This window comes from Mangrovimonas spongiae (assembly GCF_003944795.1).
GTDB classification, from domain to species: Bacteria; Bacteroidota; Bacteroidia; order Flavobacteriales; family Flavobacteriaceae; genus Mangrovimonas; species Mangrovimonas spongiae.
Map to the genome: position 1 here is coordinate 25,852 of NZ_RWBG01000004.1, position 15,223 is coordinate 41,074.

The following is a 15,223-nucleotide window of genomic DNA, read 5'->3' on the forward strand; positions in this document are numbered from 1 at the left end:
TATTGGTTTATGACACTTTATAAGTAGCGTAAACACAAAAAAAGTTACAGCTGCTCTTTAATTTTAAGTAACTGCGCTTTAATTCCCTCTAATTTACTGATAATTTCAAAATTACTGAGCGATTTTTTCTTTTCTTCTTTTAAATGTGTTTTGGCACCTTCAAGCGTAAATCCACGTTCTTTTACCAAGTGGTAAATAAATTTGAGATTTTTAATATCTTCTTGGGTAAATTTACGATTGCCTTTGGCGTTTTTTTTAGGCTTAAGTGCATCAAATTCTTTTTCCCAAAAGCGTATTAAAGAGGCATTAACATCAAATGCCTTGGCGACTTCACCAATACTATAATAGCGTTTTTCGGGTAAATTGATATGCATTAATCGAGAGATTGGTTTTCCATTGACGCATGCTTAAGCAGTTCATCAAACTCTTCAGCAGATAAACTTCCGTAATAGAAATTTATAGGGTTTATGCGTTGGTCATCTTTAAAGACTTCGTAATGTAAATGCGGTGCTTCGGAGCGACCAGTACTGCCTACAAATCCAATAAGGTCGCCACGTTTTACTTTCTGATTTCTACGTACATTATATTTGTATAAATGCGCATAAAGACTCACATAACCATACCCATGATCTATACGAATGTGACGACCATAACCCGAAGAATTACTATCGGCTCTTGTAATAACGCCGTCTCCCGAAGCGTAAACCGGTGTGCCTCTTGGTGCGGTAAAATCCATGCCCCAGTGCATCTTTCTGGCTTTTGTAAAGGGATCGGTACGCATGCCGTAACCCGAAGCCATTCTAGTTAAATCCTCATTACTTACAGGTTGTATGGCTGGAATTGAAGATAGTAACTTTTCTTTTTCTTCGGCAAGTTTTGCTATTTCATCAAGAGATTTCGATTGAATAACAATTTGTTTTTGTAACACATCTATTCGTTTGTTACTTTCAATAATTAATTTCGAATTGTCGAAACCTTCAAGAGTTTTGTATCTGTTTATTCCACCAAATCCTGCTTTGCGTTGTTCTTCAGGAATAGGGTTAGCTTCAAAATATAAACGATAAATATTATTGTCGCGTTCTTCAATATTAGCTAAAACAGACTGTGCTTCATCCATTTTTTTGTTAAGCAATTCATATTGTAATTGCATATTGGCTAGTTCACGTTTTAAAGCACGTTCCTTAGGAGACTCAATGTATTGACTGGCAATAAAAACAAATACAAACCCAAATAAAGCCGATGCCAAAACAAACATAGAAATGTATTTTGCTGTACGACGTTTTTTACGTTCTATTTTCCTATAGGAAAGCGTTTCTGGATCGTAATAATATTTTACCTTACTCATTGCCTAATTTTACTATTTTTGCATGTAATAAAAACATTGTATAAAACAATGTGCCCGTTTGCAAACCATCAAAGATAAAAATTGTTTTGTAGATGTGGTAATTTTAACATAAGCTTGACAAAGATAATCTATATGAAATCCCAAGACATACGATCTAAATTTTTAACTTTTTTTGAAGATAAAAAACACCTCATTGTGCCTTCTGCACCAATGGTAACTAAGGATGATCCAACGTTAATGTTCATTAATTCGGGGATGGCTCCTTTTAAAGAATATTTTTTAGGAAACGCCAAACCTAAAAGTAGCCGTATTACCGATAGCCAAAAATGTTTACGTGTTTCTGGAAAGCATAACGATCTGGAAGAAGTAGGCTATGATACCTATCATCATACGTTGTTTGAAATGTTAGGGAATTGGAGTTTTGGCGATTACTTTAAAAAAGAAGCCATTGATTGGGCTTGGGAATTATTAACCAAAGTTTTTAAAATCAATAAAGACATACTTTATGTCACTGTTTTTGAAGGTGACGAGTCAGAAGGTATCCCAATGGATCAAGAAGCATACGATTTTTGGAAAGCTATTGTTCCCGAAGACCGTATTTTAATGGGGAATAAAAAAGATAACTTCTGGGAAATGGGCGATCAAGGCCCTTGTGGACCTTGTAGCGAAATTCACGTAGATATCCGTTCAGACGAAGAAAAAGCACAAGTTCCAGGAAAAGATTTGGTGAACCAAGATCATCCACAAGTCGTGGAAATATGGAATTTGGTATTTATGCAATACAATCGTAAAGCCAATGGTTCTTTAGAAAATTTACCAAACAAACATATAGATACCGGAATGGGCTTTGAGCGTTTGTGTATGGTATTGCAAGGTGTACAAAGTAATTACGATACCGATGTATTTACACCGTTAATTTGCGAAATAGAAACTATAACCAATAGTAATTATGGTAAAGAGGATGAGGTTGATGTTGCCATTCGTGTGGTTTCAGATCATGTTCGTGCTGTGGCCTTTTCAATAGCCGATGGGCAGTTGCCAAGTAACGCAGGTGCTGGTTATGTGATTCGTCGTATTTTACGTCGTGCCATTCGCTACGGATTTACCTTTTTAAATCAAAAAGAGCCCTTTATTTTTAAGTTAGTAGAAACTTTATCTGCCCAAATGGGTAAAGCATTTCCAGAACTTAAAAGTCAAAAAACACTTATCGAAAATGTGATTAAAGAAGAAGAACAATCTTTTTTAAGAACTTTAGATCAAGGGTTATTACTCTTAGATCGCGTTATGGAAGATACCAAAACAGATACCATTGCAGGAACAAAAGCTTTTGAACTTTACGACACGTATGGATTTCCTCTAGATTTAACCCAATTAATAGCCCGCGAAAAAGGTTACACTATAGATGTTGAAGGGTTTGATGCGGAAATGAAAAAGCAAAAAGAACGTTCGCGTCAAGCATCGGCTTCAGAAACGTCTGATTGGGTAGTTTTAAAAGAAGACGATGTTGAAGAGTTTGTAGGATATGATAGGTTGAAAGTAGACGTTCGTATTACACGATACAGAAAAGTAACCACTAAAAAAGATGGCGAAATGTATCAATTAGTGTTTAATATGACGCCGTTTTACCCCGAAGGTGGTGGGCAAATAGGCGATAAAGGTCATTTAGAAAGTGCTAATGGCGATGTGGTTTATATTTTAGATACAAAAAAAGAAAACAACGTTATTATTCATTTTACTAAAAACCTTCCAAAGCATTTAACCGATACGTTTAAGGCGGTAGTAAATGAAGAATCAAGGCATTTAACGGCTTGTAATCATACGGCGACACATTTGTTGCATCAAGCTCTTAGAAATGTGTTAGGTGCACACGTAGAGCAAAAAGGATCGTTAGTAAAAGCTAAAGGATTGCGTTTTGACTTTTCACACTTCTCAAAAGTTGATAAAGATCAATTACAACAAATTGAAGATTTTGTTAATGCTAGAATTCGAGAGAATATTCCTTTAGAAGAAAAACGTAATATTCCAATGCAAGAAGCTATAGATGCTGGAGCAATTGCACTTTTTGGTGAAAAGTATGGCGATAGCGTGCGTGCCATAAAATTCGGGAATTCCATTGAGCTTTGTGGTGGAACCCACGTTAAGGAAACAGGGAAAATATGGTATTTTAAAATCACCTCAGAAGGTGCTGTGGCTTCAGGAATTAGAAGAATAGAAGCCATAACAAACGAGGAAGTAGGCGATTATTTTATTAGTATAGATAACGATTATCAAGCTTTAAAAGATTTACTTAAAAATCCTAAAAATCCTGTCGATGCCGTAAAAAGCATGCAAGATGAAAATGCTACTTTAAAAAAGGAAATAGAAGGTTTGCTAAAAGACAAAGCTAAAAACCTTAAAGGAGATTTAAAAAATGAATTAGCTGAGGTGAATGGATTACAATTTCTGGCTAAGCAAGTCGATTTGGATTCGGCTAGTATAAAAGATATTTGTTTTGAGTTAGGAAGTCAGTTTGATAACCTGTTTTTGCTGTTTGGGTCTAACCAAAATGGTAAAGCTATTTTAACCTGCTATATCTCTAAAAAAGTGGTTGCCGAAAGAGAATTAAATGCAGGGCAAATTGTACGTGAATTAGGAAAGTATATTCAAGGCGGTGGTGGCGGACAACCATTTTTTGCTACTGCTGGTGGAAAAAATACCGATGGTATAAAAGACGCTTTAAATGCTGTAAAAGCGTATGTGGAATAATGGATTTTAGAACACAAATACCCATACAAAAGCAGCAACATAATCTTGTAGATTATCATTCCAAAGTATTGCTTTTAGGGTCGTGTTTTGTTGAAAATATAGGAGATAAACTCTCGTATTATAAATTTCAAACACTTCAAAATCCGTTTGGTGTTTTGTTTCATCCATTGGCTATCGAAACCTTAATAACTAATGCTATTAACGACAAAGAGTTTACAGAAGACGATGTTTTTTTACATAATGAGTTATGGCATTATTTTGGCGCAAATTCCAAATTAAGTTCACCATCAAAAGAAGAATTATTACAGAAATTAAATCAGCAAACAGTAACAACTAAACAATGGTTAAATTCAGCGTCTCATATTGTTATTACTTTAGGAACAGCTTGGGTTTATAGGTATATTGAAAAGGATACTATTGTGGCTAATTGTCATAAAGTTCCGCAAAAGCGCTTTCAAAAAGAACTGTTATCTGTTGATGCTATTGTCCAATCTTTGGAGGCCATTTTAGTATTGATAAATGAATACAACCCTAAAACTCAAGTGGTTTTTACGGTCTCGCCCATAAGACATTTAAAAGATGGTTTTGTGGAAAACACGCAAAGTAAAGCACATTTAATTTCAGCCATTCATCAAGTAGTAAATAAAAGGCAAAATTATTATTTTCCTTCTTACGAGATAATGATGGACGAACTCCGTGATTACCGATTTTATGCCAAGGATATGCTACATCCTAACGAAACAGCAATCGATTATATTTGGGAGCGGTTTCAAAACATTTGGATTGCAGATGACGCTTTGCCTACAATGAAAACAATTAATGAAATTCAGAAAGGGTTGCAGCACAAACCTTTCAATTCAACATCTGAAGCACATCAGGTGTTTCTAGATAAGCTAGAACTTAAAAAAAGTGCCATTTTAGAAGCTTTCCCGCATATCGTATTTTAAATATACGGCATTTGTCGTATTGATTTCAGTCTCATATTGTTACAATTTTGGAGTGTTATTAACCAAAACACATTCAACAATGAGAATTTTAAAAAACGTAATGTTATTATTAACAGTTGTTACTTTTGTAACCTTTACAGCTTGTTCAAGCGATGATGATGGAGGTGATCCGGGTAGTGTTGGGGCAGCTTCTGGAACTATTTCTGCAAAAATTGATGGTAGTAATTTTACTTCATTAGAAATGACTTCTTTTGCCAATAAAGCATCGGGTGGAGGACAAACTACTCTAGTGTTGCAAGGAAACACCCAAGATCAAGCTATAAATATGACTATAAATGGTTATGAAGGTGAAGGAACTTATGAGTTGTCAGACTCCAATGTTTTTATTATAGCATCTTACATCGAGCCAGATATTAGTAACCCAGCAAATACGCAAACATGGTCTGCGCCTTATCAAGATTCTGGTGTTGCTGGTGAAATTAAAATAAGCGAGGAAACCGATTCGAAAGTTAAAGGAACTTTTAGCTTTACAGCAAAAAATTCAAATGATGGTTCAACGAAAGTAATATCAGAAGGATCATTTAACCTTAACAAACAATAAGGTTAAGACATGTTTTTAAAATCTTGACAATGTTACCTTGTTGTTGAGGTCTGTTTAGATTGAGCGTAATCCCATAATTGTAAATTACGCTTAATCTTTTTTAAAAAGCATTTTATCGATTTTTTAATTTAGATAGCTTAGTTTGTTGTATATTTAATATGCTATTAGTCAACTTTTTAGAAAACACCAGTTCTAAGCTTTTTTAGTTTGTAATTGGTGTTTTTTTATGGTCATACGTTTATGAAACTCTTTCTGTTTTTTGTTGTTTGTTTTCTTTTTCAATCTAGTTTAATAAATAGTGATATCTATAAATTAAATAGTACAACATTTTTTTATGAGATTAATAATAATCAAGAGGGTTTAGAGAAAACTGATTTACTAGGAAAAGAAAAACAAATACTTATTCATAGAGTAGAATTAGCAAAACAAAAACGCCATACAGAGTATAAAAAGTTTATACTTTATACTGTTTTGTTGGGAATAGTTGTTTTAAGTTTAATGGGGCATTTGTTATACAATTTACAACAACAAAAAAAGAAGCACCTTAGACTAAGTAATAAACTTAAAGAAACTCTTAAGAGCTTAGAAATACAAAATAAGTTTCAAGAGCAGCATTTAAAACTTTCAAAAGAACTGTATGCTAATGTTGAAACAAATCTTTCTTGCATTATATCATCTATTGAGAGCTTAAAGTACGAGTTTAGTATTCAGGATAATACGCTTCTTAAGCAATTGAATAATATTCATCTTTTTACAGATAAAACCATGAAAGAGTTACAAAATACTATTGTTACTATGAATAAGGAGGGATAACCTTGTAACGAAAGTATTTGAGGCTACTTTTACAGGGATATTAAGAGAGTAAATGAGCGTTATATTCTAAATTAATATCTAAATTTAACAAGGCTAATTAATCCAATTCACATGAAATCATTTTTGTTTTTAGTGTGTTGTGTCTTATCCACATTTAAGGGAGTTTCTCAGCATAGCACATACATAGATAGTATTCAGAAATCTATTAAAACATTATCAAAACAAGAACAATTACAACACATAACAGCAATTCCTTACGATAAATATGTAGGTAATGTTAAAGCATCGGAAGCGATGTTTTTAAAAGCTATAGATCTTGCTTTAAGAGCCAACGATAGCATGTCGTTAAGTGATGTGTATTTTAAGTTAGGGCAAATTTATGCTTACAAAGAGCAATTGGAAAAACGAACAGATTATGTGCTAAAATCTATTAAAATATACGAGTTATTAGGAGAGCATGTAAAAGCAGGGGTTTCTTATGGGCAATTAGGGTATAACCTAAAATATGGCGATATGGATAATGCCCTTCGCTATATGCGAAAAGGTATTAAATTGTTAGAACAAAACCATAACAAAACAAAGATAGATCCACTATATGATAACTATGGCATTATGCTTACCATAAATAAAAAGTACGATAGTGCATTGTATTATACCCAAAAGTCTTTAAAGCTAAAAAAAGTATTGCAAGATAGTGTTGGGATGGGGTTTGGGTATGCTAATGTAGCAACAGTATATGCCGAAATAAATAAATTTAATCTAGCTAAACAATACATAGATAGTTCTACAGCCATAAGAACCAAAATAAAAGATAACTATGGAATTGCCGTAAACTATACTCATTTAGCCGATGTTCTCTATAAGCAAAACCTTTTTGAAGAAGCCATAAAAAACTATCAAACAAGTGCTGCCTTGGCAAAAAAAGGTGGTTATAAAAGACTAGAGCGGTATTGTTATGAAACAATTTCTAAAGCCTATGTGGCATTAAATAATTACAAGGAGGCTTATTTTTTTGCAAATAAATATCAAGTGCTTAAAGACAGTGTTTTAAATGTTGAAACCAATAATAAAGTAGAACAGTTAAAAATTGAATTTGAAACCGAAAAAAAAGAAAAAGAAATCCTATCGCAACGTGCCGATTTAGCCGAAAAAGAACTCGATTTAAGTCAAAAAAACAATTACATATTAATTTTAGTTGCTTTAGCTATAGTTTTAGTGTTGTTAGGATATTTTGTTTACAGTCAACAAAAAATTAAGAATAAACAATTAATTCGCGAAAACCAGTTAAAAGATGCTCTAACAAAAATTGAAACCCAAAATCGGCTACAAGAACAGCGTTTACAAATATCTCGCGATTTACACGACAATATTGGTGCACAATTAACCTTTATAATTTCATCTTTAGATAATATAAAATACGGCTTTAAACTTCCGGAAAACTTAGATAGTAAACTTAAAAATATAAGTGCTTTTACATCAGCAACTATATACGAGTTACGCGATACTATTTGGGCTATGAATAAAAATGCCATTTCGTTAGAAGATTTACAATCTCGTATTTCAAACTTTATAGATAAAGCTCATATAGCTTCAGAAGGTATTACATTTAATTTTGAAAATGATAAAAGCATTAACGATAATATAGAATTCACTTCGGTAAACGGAATGAATATTTACCGTATTATTCAAGAAGCTGTAAACAATGCAATTAAATATGCTCAGGCAACTATAATTTCAGTAAAAGTTAGTCAGATTAATAACAAACTACAAGTAGAAATTACAGATAACGGTAAGGGATTTAACAAAGCGCAAGCAACCCTGGGAAATGGCCTTAACAACATGAAAAAACGCGCACAAGAAATAGATGGTGAATTAACAATTGTTTCTAAAGAAGAAATAGGAACAACAATTAAACTGTTACTTTAAAATACGGCAAACTCCGTATATGAAAAACACCTTGAGTTTATTAATTTCATAAAAAAACACCATGACCATTAAAATAGCCATTGTAGACGATAATACCTTTTTAATTAATACGGTAAAAGAAAAACTTTCTTTTTTCGAAGATTTAACATTTAAATTTTCAGCGTTAAATGGCTCAGAGTTGCTAACAAAGCTAGAAGAAAATCAACACATAAATTTAATATTAATGGATATAGAAATGCCTGTTTTAAACGGCATTGAAACTACCGAGGTTGTCAAAAAAAAATACCCGCACATTAAAATTATTATGCTTACTGTTTTTGATAATGATGAAAATATATTTAAAGCTATAAAAGCAGGAGCCGATGGGTATTTACTTAAAGAAGTTAATGCTAAAGAACTTCACGATGGCATTGTAGAGACTCTTAATGGCGGCGCAGCGATGAACCCATCAATAGCCTTAAAAACATTAAAATTATTACGAAATCCAATTAATGTTGATAATCCAAAAGACAAAGAAGATATTAAATTAACTAACCGAGAAACCGATGTGCTAGAGCATTTAAGTAAAGGGTTAAATTATCACCAAATAGCCGAAAACCTTATTATATCGCCAGGAACCGTTAGGAAACACATAGAAAATATTTATAAAAAACTACAAGTTCATAACAAACTAGAAGCTGTAGAAAAAGCCAAACAAAATAAACTCATTTAACCATTATTTAAAGTTAAGGTAATTGCAAGTTTTGTAAGAGGTTTTATTTTCGTAATGCTATTATTTTAAAAAGGATTCAAGCATTGGTTAGGCTTCAACGTCGAAGCAACCGATGCTTTTTGTATTTTAGGGCTATGAGAAAAATTCTATTTGGCGTTGTTATAACATTAATCATCCTTTTTACCTTTAAGTATTGCGACAATAAAAAAGATGAAAAACACCAGTTGCTTGAAAATTCAGCTTTAATACAAGAGCAAATAAAAAACGTAGGGAAGCTAGTCGTAACCGAAGGTCATTTTAGTCAAGTATTCAATTACAAAAACTCAAAAACCTACTTTGGTGATTGGTTAAATGCCGAAAAAAAAGCGCTTGTCGTAGTTAATGCCGATGTTTCTATAATGTACGATTTAAGTCTGTTGGAGTATAAGCTAGATGAAGCTACAAAAACTCTGGAAATCACGTATATTCCCAAAGAGGAAATAAAAATCCATCCCGATTTGGAATATTACGATGTGCAAGCCGATTTTTTTAATCAATTTGAAGCTGAAGATCACAACAAAATTAGAGCACAAGTAAAACAATCGTTGCTTCAAAAAATAGAGCAATCCGACTTAAAATCCAATGCTCAAAACCGATTGATTAGCGAGTTGTCCAAATTCTATATTTTAACCAATTCACTAGGGTGGACGTTAAAGTATAACAATAGCACTATTGCCAATCAGCAGGGTTTTCAAGACGTAAAATTATAATTTGCTTTCTAGGCTTTTCCAACCACCACCATTAATAGCATCCAGATTATTAAGGTTTAAAAATTTGGCAGCTTTTGTAGAACGCACACCGCTAGCGCAACACACAATTAAGGGTTTGTTTAATGTCTTAAGCTCATCAACACGATTGTTTAACTCATTTAAAGGAATGTGCTTCGAGCCGTCAATATGGCCGTTATTGTATTCTTGTAGTGTGCGTACATCCAAAATAACAGCACCATTGTCTAGATATGTTTTAATTTTTTTGTCTCTATTACCGAATAAAAATGATAAAAAGCCCATAGTTTTACTTTTTGTATAAATTTACACTTAAATAATAACAATTGAATTTGAAACCCCCAACTCGTAAAGACGAAATAATAAAAACAGCAGCCAAATTATTCAAGGAAAAAGGCTACAGTGCTGTAACAATGCGTGACTTGGCATCAGAAATGGGAATTAAAGCGGCAAGTTTATACAATCACATCAAGTCAAAGCAGGAAATTTTAAAGGAAATTATCATTTCCTTGGCTGAAGAATTTACCAAAGGTCTGCAAGATATTCAAAAATCTAACCTCTCAAATATTGAAAAACTTCAAGAAATTGTAAAACTACACGTTAGTATAACGTCGCAAAATACATACGGAATGGCATCTTTAAATAACGACTGGATGCATCTTGAAGACAATCGCGATTACTATTTAAAGTTACGCTATAATTACGAAAACGAGTTTAGAAATATTATTGTTAAAGGTATAAAAAACAACGAAATTATTTCTGAAAACGAAGATGTCATGCTCTTTTCAATCCTGTCAACACTTCGGTCACTTTATCTATGGATTCCTAAAAAAGAAGACTTAGATCCAGAAGAACTTTCACGCCAATTAAGCCAAGTGCTTATTAATGGTATTAACAAAAAAATCAATTAATTTTTTGTAAATTTGTCAAGCAAACTAACAAGTGTTAGTTTTTTTGTTGATTGAAAGCGCAAACGTTTTCGGTTGAAAAAATAAGTATATACAAGAGATTATAACTGTTAATGGCTGAGTTTTATAAATTAAAAGTAAAAGACATATATAAGGAAACCAAAGACACATCAGTAGTGTCTTTCGAAATTCCTGAAGACTTAAAAAGCGAATTCAAATTTTCGCAAGGGCAACACCTTACTTTAAAGACTATAATTAATGGCGAAGATGTGCGTCGCTCGTATTCATTATGTTCAAGCCCATTTGATAATGAATGGAAAGTTGCCGTTAAGGAAATTCCTGGAGGTAAGTTTTCAACCTTTGTAAATACCACTTTACAAACAGGAGACGAACTCGAGGTAATGGCGCCAAGTGGAACGTTTGGTGTAGAATGTGATTCTAAAAATGCTAAAAACTATCTATTTTTTGCTGCTGGAAGTGGTATCACACCAATTATGTCTATGATTAAAGCGCATTTGGCAGCAGAACCTAAGGCAACTTGTAAGCTGTTTTATGTGAATAAAACGGCAAAATCCATTATCTTTAAGGAAGCGTTAGAACAATTAAGAAATACTTACTTTGGAAGGTTGGAAATTTATTATTTCCTCACCAAAGAAAAGCGTGATATCGACTTGTTTAATGGGCGTTTTGATGACGATAAAATGAAGGTTCTTACCAAAACATTTATCGATATTCCAGATACTAGCGAAGTGTTTTTGTGTGGTCCCGAAGATATGGTAAATTACGTGAGCAACTATCTTGCTCAAGCAGGTTTGCCTAAGCATTTAATTCACTTCGAATTGTTTGTTAAAGGACTAACCGAAGAAGATAAAAAGCGTGTCGAGCGTTTATCAGAACAAAAAATAGATGGTGTTGAAGTGGTTATTATCGATGGCGGAAAAGAGTTCCGTTTCACAATGCAGCAAGACGACGATAATATTCTTGATGGCGCATTAACTGCCGGAGCCGATTTGCCTTTTGCTTGTAAAGGCGGTGTTTGTAGTACCTGTAAATGTCAGGTAGTTGAAGGAGAGGTTGAAATGAAAATCAATTATGCTTTAGAAGACGATGAAGTAGCACAACATTATGTGTTAAGCTGTCAATCGGTGCCAACGACTAAAAAAGTGGTAGTCGATTTTGATGTATAAATTTCCTGCGAAAGCAGGAATCTCATAATATTGAAAAGGAAAAATAAAATAGAAACTCAATTGAAGTTAAAGCTATATAGAATCGAAGAGTTTTCGATTTCGGTTTCAACTTCGATTTCAATTTCGAAGAACGATGAGTGAAGAACAAATAAAAAACCTAGAAGCAGAATTTGAAGCACGTATTGCACGTGACGAGAAAATTGAACCTAAAGACTGGATGCCAGAAAAATATCGCAAAACGCATATTAGGCAAATTAGTCAGCACGCACATTCCGAAATTGTGGGGATGTTGCCAGAAGGTAATTGGATAACTCGTGCACCATCACTACGTCGTAAAGTGGCATTATTGGCCAAAGTTCAAGACGAAGCTGGTCATGGATTATATTTATATAGCGCTTGTGAAACCTTAGGGATTTCTCGTGACGAATTATATGATCAGCTTCATTCAGGTAAAGCTAAATACTCGTCCATTTTTAATTACCCAACTGTTACTTGGGCCGATATGGGCGCCATTGGTTGGTTGGTAGATGGAGCGGCTATTATCAATCAAGTGCCGTTATGCAACACCTCTTTTGGGCCTTATGCCAGAGCAATGGTTCGTGTGTGTAAGGAAGAAAGTTTTCACCAACGTCAAGGGTACGAAATTATGTTGAAGTTATGTGAAGGTACACCCGAGCAAAAAGAACTGGCGCAAGACGCTTTAAACCGTTGGTGGTGGCCAAGTTTAATGATGTTTGGACCAACAGATGCCGAGTCCACACATACCGAACAAAGTATGAAATGGAAGCTGAAGCGTAAAACAAACGATGAATTGCGCCAGCAATTTATAGACCAAACCGTACCGCAAGCCGATATTTTAGGACTAACCATTCCAGATCCAGATTTGAAGTGGAACGAAGACCGAAAAAGTTATGATTTCGGTGAAATCAATTGGGATGAGTTTTGGCAAGTTGTAAAAGGTCATGGTCCAATGAACAAAGAACGAATGAAAGCCAGAGTAGGCGCTTGGGAGCGTGGCGAATGGGTGCGCGATGCAGCAATGGCTCACGCAGAAAAACAACAAGATAAAAAAGATAAACAAGCAGTTTGATATTAACGATTGAAGATTAACGATTTTTTGATTTTAGAACTAAATCAGCAATCAGCAATCAGCAATCAGCAATCAAGAATAATTATGTCAGCAAAGAAAAATTGGCCTCTTTGGGAGGTTTTTGTAAGAAGTAAAAATGGATTAGAACACCGTCATTTTGGTAGCCTTCACGCTGCCGATGCCGAAATGGCCTTGGAAAATGCACGTGATGTATATACTAGAAGAAACGAAGGTGTGAGCATTTGGGTGGTAGAAAGTAAACATATAACAGCATCAAACCCAGAACATAACGGCGAATTATTTGAGCCAGCTCAAGATAAAGTCTATCGTCACCCAACCTTTTACGATTTACCAGACGATGTGAAGCATATGTAGAAAGAAAACGAAGATGAAGACGAAGTAGAAACTGAAGATGAAAATTGTTTTTTAATGAAAAAGTATGATTTGGATAGTAGGCTTGAAGATTTTGCCGCTTCAATTATTCTTTTTTACGACAAAAAACCGTTTAGCTATTCAGCTGATTATTTAGCTAAACAACTCATTCGATCTTCGTGCTCATCTGCTTTAAATTTTGGAGAATATCTTGGTGCGGCTTCAGATAAAGATAAGGCCAATAAGTTGAGAATAACACTTAAGGAATTAAGAGAGTGTTTAAGAAATATTAATATTCAGATTAAAGCTGATTTATTTGAGATTGAGAAATTAGAACCATTACGTAATGAAAATGACGAATTGATAAGAATTGTAGTAACAATATTAAAACGCTATTAATTTCGACTTCGAATTCATCTTCAACTTCGTCTTCAAAAGAATACTATGAATCAAAACTTATACAATTACATACTTGGCATTGCAGACAACAGCCTAATACTAGGTCAGCGATTAGGGGAGCTTTGTGGTCACGGTCCAAGTTTAGAAACCGACATTGCGTGCACCAATATGTCATTGGATTTATTGGGGCAAGTGCGCAGTTACTATCAGTATGCAGCAAAAATCGCAGGCGACGGTAGAACTGAAGATGATATTGCTATGCTTCGTAAAGAACGTGAATATGTCAATGTGCTTTTGGTAGAACAACCCAATACCGATTTCGGTTATACAATAGCAAGACAATTCTTGTTCGATGTATATCATTTTTTAATGCTAACCGAATTAGAAAAAAGCACCGATTTAAACCTATCGGCGATTGCAAAAAAATCGATTAAAGAAGTGAGTTATCATAAACGTTTCTCATCCGATTGGATAAAACGTCTAGGTGATGGCACTAAAGAAAGTCACGATCGCATCCAAACAGCCATAAACGATTTATGGACGTACACCGATGAATTATTTCATCAAACCGAAGCGGACAAAGCAATGGTTGAGGAAGGTGTTGGCGTAGATGTTACCAAGCTAAAAGAGGCGTATTATAAAGAAGTAGAAAATGTTCTGGAAACAGCAACACTAGATATTCCAGAAAGCAAATATTTCCAAAAAGGAGGTAAGCAAGGTATACATACCGAGCATATGGGGTATTTATTAGCCGATTTACAATATATGCAACGCGCCTACCCAAATATGGAGTGGTAACAAGCCTTTGATTTGTCATTCTGAACTTGTTTCAGAATCTTAATTATAAACTATGACAACAACGCAACAAAACATAAACGAAAAGCTCATTCCTATTTTGGAGCAAATTTCAGACCCTGAAATCCCAGTGCTTTCCATTATGGATATGGGTGTTGTGCGTTCTGCTGTAATTGAAGGAGATACCGTTAAAATAGAAATCACACCAACCTATAGCGGTTGCCCTGCAATGGATGTTATAGGTGACGATATTAAAAGCGCTTTAAAAAAAGCAGGATATAAAGCCGAAGTAGATTTAATTTTGCACCCTGCTTGGACAACCGATTGGATAACACCAAAAGGCCGACAGGCACTAGAAGATTATGGTATTGCAGCACCTTTAGATGCCGAGGCAGACAAATCGGTGTTGTTAGAAGGTAAGCAATTAGTAAAATGTCCGCAATGCGGAAGCAAAAACACAACAATGATTAGTCAGTTTGGTTCAACGGCTTGCAAAGCGCAATTTAAATGCAACGATTGCCAAGAACCATTCGATTATTTTAAATGTTTGAAATGACGGTAAGCTGTCATCCTGAACTAATTTCAGGGTCTCATTAAATAAAATGAGCTAAAAAATAGT

Annotated in this window: 17 protein-coding genes; 14 read left to right on the forward strand and 3 right to left on the reverse strand. The window is 34.2% G+C overall.

Annotated features, from left to right (window positions below; all coding sequences use genetic code 11):
• Positions 1-44 precede the first annotated feature (44 nt).
• A complete protein-coding gene (locus EJA19_RS09025) occupies positions 45-374 on the reverse strand; it encodes a MerR family transcriptional regulator (protein WP_125468048.1) in 330 nt (109 codons plus the stop codon).
• Positions 374-1,345, reverse strand: coding sequence for a M23 family metallopeptidase (locus EJA19_RS09030; RefSeq protein WP_125468049.1), 972 nt, complete (start codon positions 1,343-1,345; stop codon positions 374-376). The genes EJA19_RS09025 and EJA19_RS09030 overlap by 1 nt, the downstream gene beginning before the upstream one ends.
• Before the next feature lie 132 nt (positions 1,346-1,477).
• On the opposite strand from EJA19_RS09030, the gene alaS reads away from it, so the two are divergent.
• From alaS to EJA19_RS09065, 7 genes are all read left to right on the forward strand, one after another.
• On the forward strand, positions 1,478-4,090 hold the full coding sequence (gene alaS, locus EJA19_RS09035) for an alanine--tRNA ligase (RefSeq protein ID WP_125468050.1): 2,613 nt from the start codon (positions 1,478-1,480) through the stop codon (positions 4,088-4,090).
• Positions 4,090-5,037, forward strand: a complete 948-nt coding sequence (locus EJA19_RS09040) for a GSCFA domain-containing protein (protein ID WP_125468051.1) — start codon at positions 4,090-4,092, stop codon at positions 5,035-5,037. The genes alaS and EJA19_RS09040 overlap by 1 nt, the downstream gene beginning before the upstream one ends.
• A 79-nt stretch (positions 5,038-5,116) precedes the next feature.
• The gene (locus tag EJA19_RS09045; protein ID WP_125468052.1) at positions 5,117-5,638 is read left to right on the forward strand and encodes a DUF6252 family protein; all 522 of its coding nucleotides are present in this window, start codon (positions 5,117-5,119) and stop codon (positions 5,636-5,638) included.
• 240 nt (positions 5,639-5,878) lie between these two features.
• Positions 5,879-6,451, forward strand: coding sequence for a hypothetical protein (locus EJA19_RS09050; protein WP_125468053.1), 573 nt, complete (start codon positions 5,879-5,881; stop codon positions 6,449-6,451).
• A 111-nt stretch (positions 6,452-6,562) separates the two neighbouring features.
• Positions 6,563-8,377, forward strand: coding sequence for a tetratricopeptide repeat-containing sensor histidine kinase (locus EJA19_RS09055; protein ID WP_125468054.1), 1,815 nt, complete (start codon positions 6,563-6,565; stop codon positions 8,375-8,377).
• Between the two features lie 61 nt (positions 8,378-8,438).
• On the forward strand, positions 8,439-9,089 hold the full coding sequence (locus EJA19_RS09060; protein WP_125468055.1) for a response regulator: 651 nt from the start codon (positions 8,439-8,441) through the stop codon (positions 9,087-9,089).
• 134 nt (positions 9,090-9,223) lie between these two features.
• Positions 9,224-9,838 carry a DUF4230 domain-containing protein gene (locus EJA19_RS09065; RefSeq protein WP_125468056.1) on the forward strand — a complete coding sequence of 205 codons (615 nt, stop codon included), beginning with the start codon at positions 9,224-9,226 and terminating at the stop codon, positions 9,836-9,838.
• On the opposite strand, the gene EJA19_RS09070 is transcribed toward EJA19_RS09065, so the two are convergent.
• Positions 9,833-10,138: a rhodanese-like domain-containing protein gene (locus EJA19_RS09070; protein WP_125468057.1), complete on the reverse strand. Its 306-nt coding sequence runs from the start codon at positions 10,136-10,138 to the stop codon at positions 9,833-9,835. The two genes, EJA19_RS09065 and EJA19_RS09070, sit on opposite strands and share 6 nt — an antisense overlap.
• 47 nt (positions 10,139-10,185) lie before the next feature.
• Between EJA19_RS09070 and EJA19_RS09075 the strand changes: the two genes are divergently transcribed.
• The 7 genes from EJA19_RS09075 (at position 10,186) to paaD (ending at position 15,160) form a co-directional block, all read left to right on the forward strand.
• Positions 10,186-10,764 carry a TetR/AcrR family transcriptional regulator gene (locus tag EJA19_RS09075; protein WP_125468058.1) on the forward strand — a complete coding sequence of 193 codons (579 nt, stop codon included), beginning with the start codon at positions 10,186-10,188 and terminating at the stop codon, positions 10,762-10,764.
• A 110-nt stretch (positions 10,765-10,874) separates the two neighbouring features.
• A complete protein-coding gene (locus EJA19_RS09080; protein ID WP_125468059.1) occupies positions 10,875-11,948 on the forward strand; it encodes a 2Fe-2S iron-sulfur cluster-binding protein in 1,074 nt (357 codons plus the stop codon).
• A 133-nt stretch (positions 11,949-12,081) separates the two neighbouring features.
• The gene (paaA, locus tag EJA19_RS09085) at positions 12,082-13,038 is read left to right on the forward strand and encodes a 1,2-phenylacetyl-CoA epoxidase subunit PaaA (protein WP_125468060.1); all 957 of its coding nucleotides are present in this window, start codon (positions 12,082-12,084) and stop codon (positions 13,036-13,038) included.
• Between the two features lie 84 nt (positions 13,039-13,122).
• Positions 13,123-13,413 carry a 1,2-phenylacetyl-CoA epoxidase subunit PaaB gene (paaB, locus tag EJA19_RS09090; protein WP_125468061.1) on the forward strand — a complete coding sequence of 97 codons (291 nt, stop codon included), beginning with the start codon at positions 13,123-13,125 and terminating at the stop codon, positions 13,411-13,413.
• A gap of 54 nt (positions 13,414-13,467) precedes the next feature.
• Positions 13,468-13,809, forward strand: coding sequence for a four helix bundle protein (locus EJA19_RS09095; protein ID WP_125468062.1), 342 nt, complete (start codon positions 13,468-13,470; stop codon positions 13,807-13,809).
• A 45-nt stretch (positions 13,810-13,854) separates the two neighbouring features.
• Entirely contained in the window at positions 13,855-14,607 is a 753-nt protein-coding gene (gene paaC / locus EJA19_RS09100; protein ID WP_125468063.1) for a 1,2-phenylacetyl-CoA epoxidase subunit PaaC, read from the forward strand.
• Between the two features lie 52 nt (positions 14,608-14,659).
• On the forward strand, positions 14,660-15,160 hold the full coding sequence (paaD, locus tag EJA19_RS09105) for a 1,2-phenylacetyl-CoA epoxidase subunit PaaD (RefSeq protein WP_125468064.1): 501 nt from the start codon (positions 14,660-14,662) through the stop codon (positions 15,158-15,160).
• Positions 15,161-15,223: the final 63 nt, after the last annotated feature.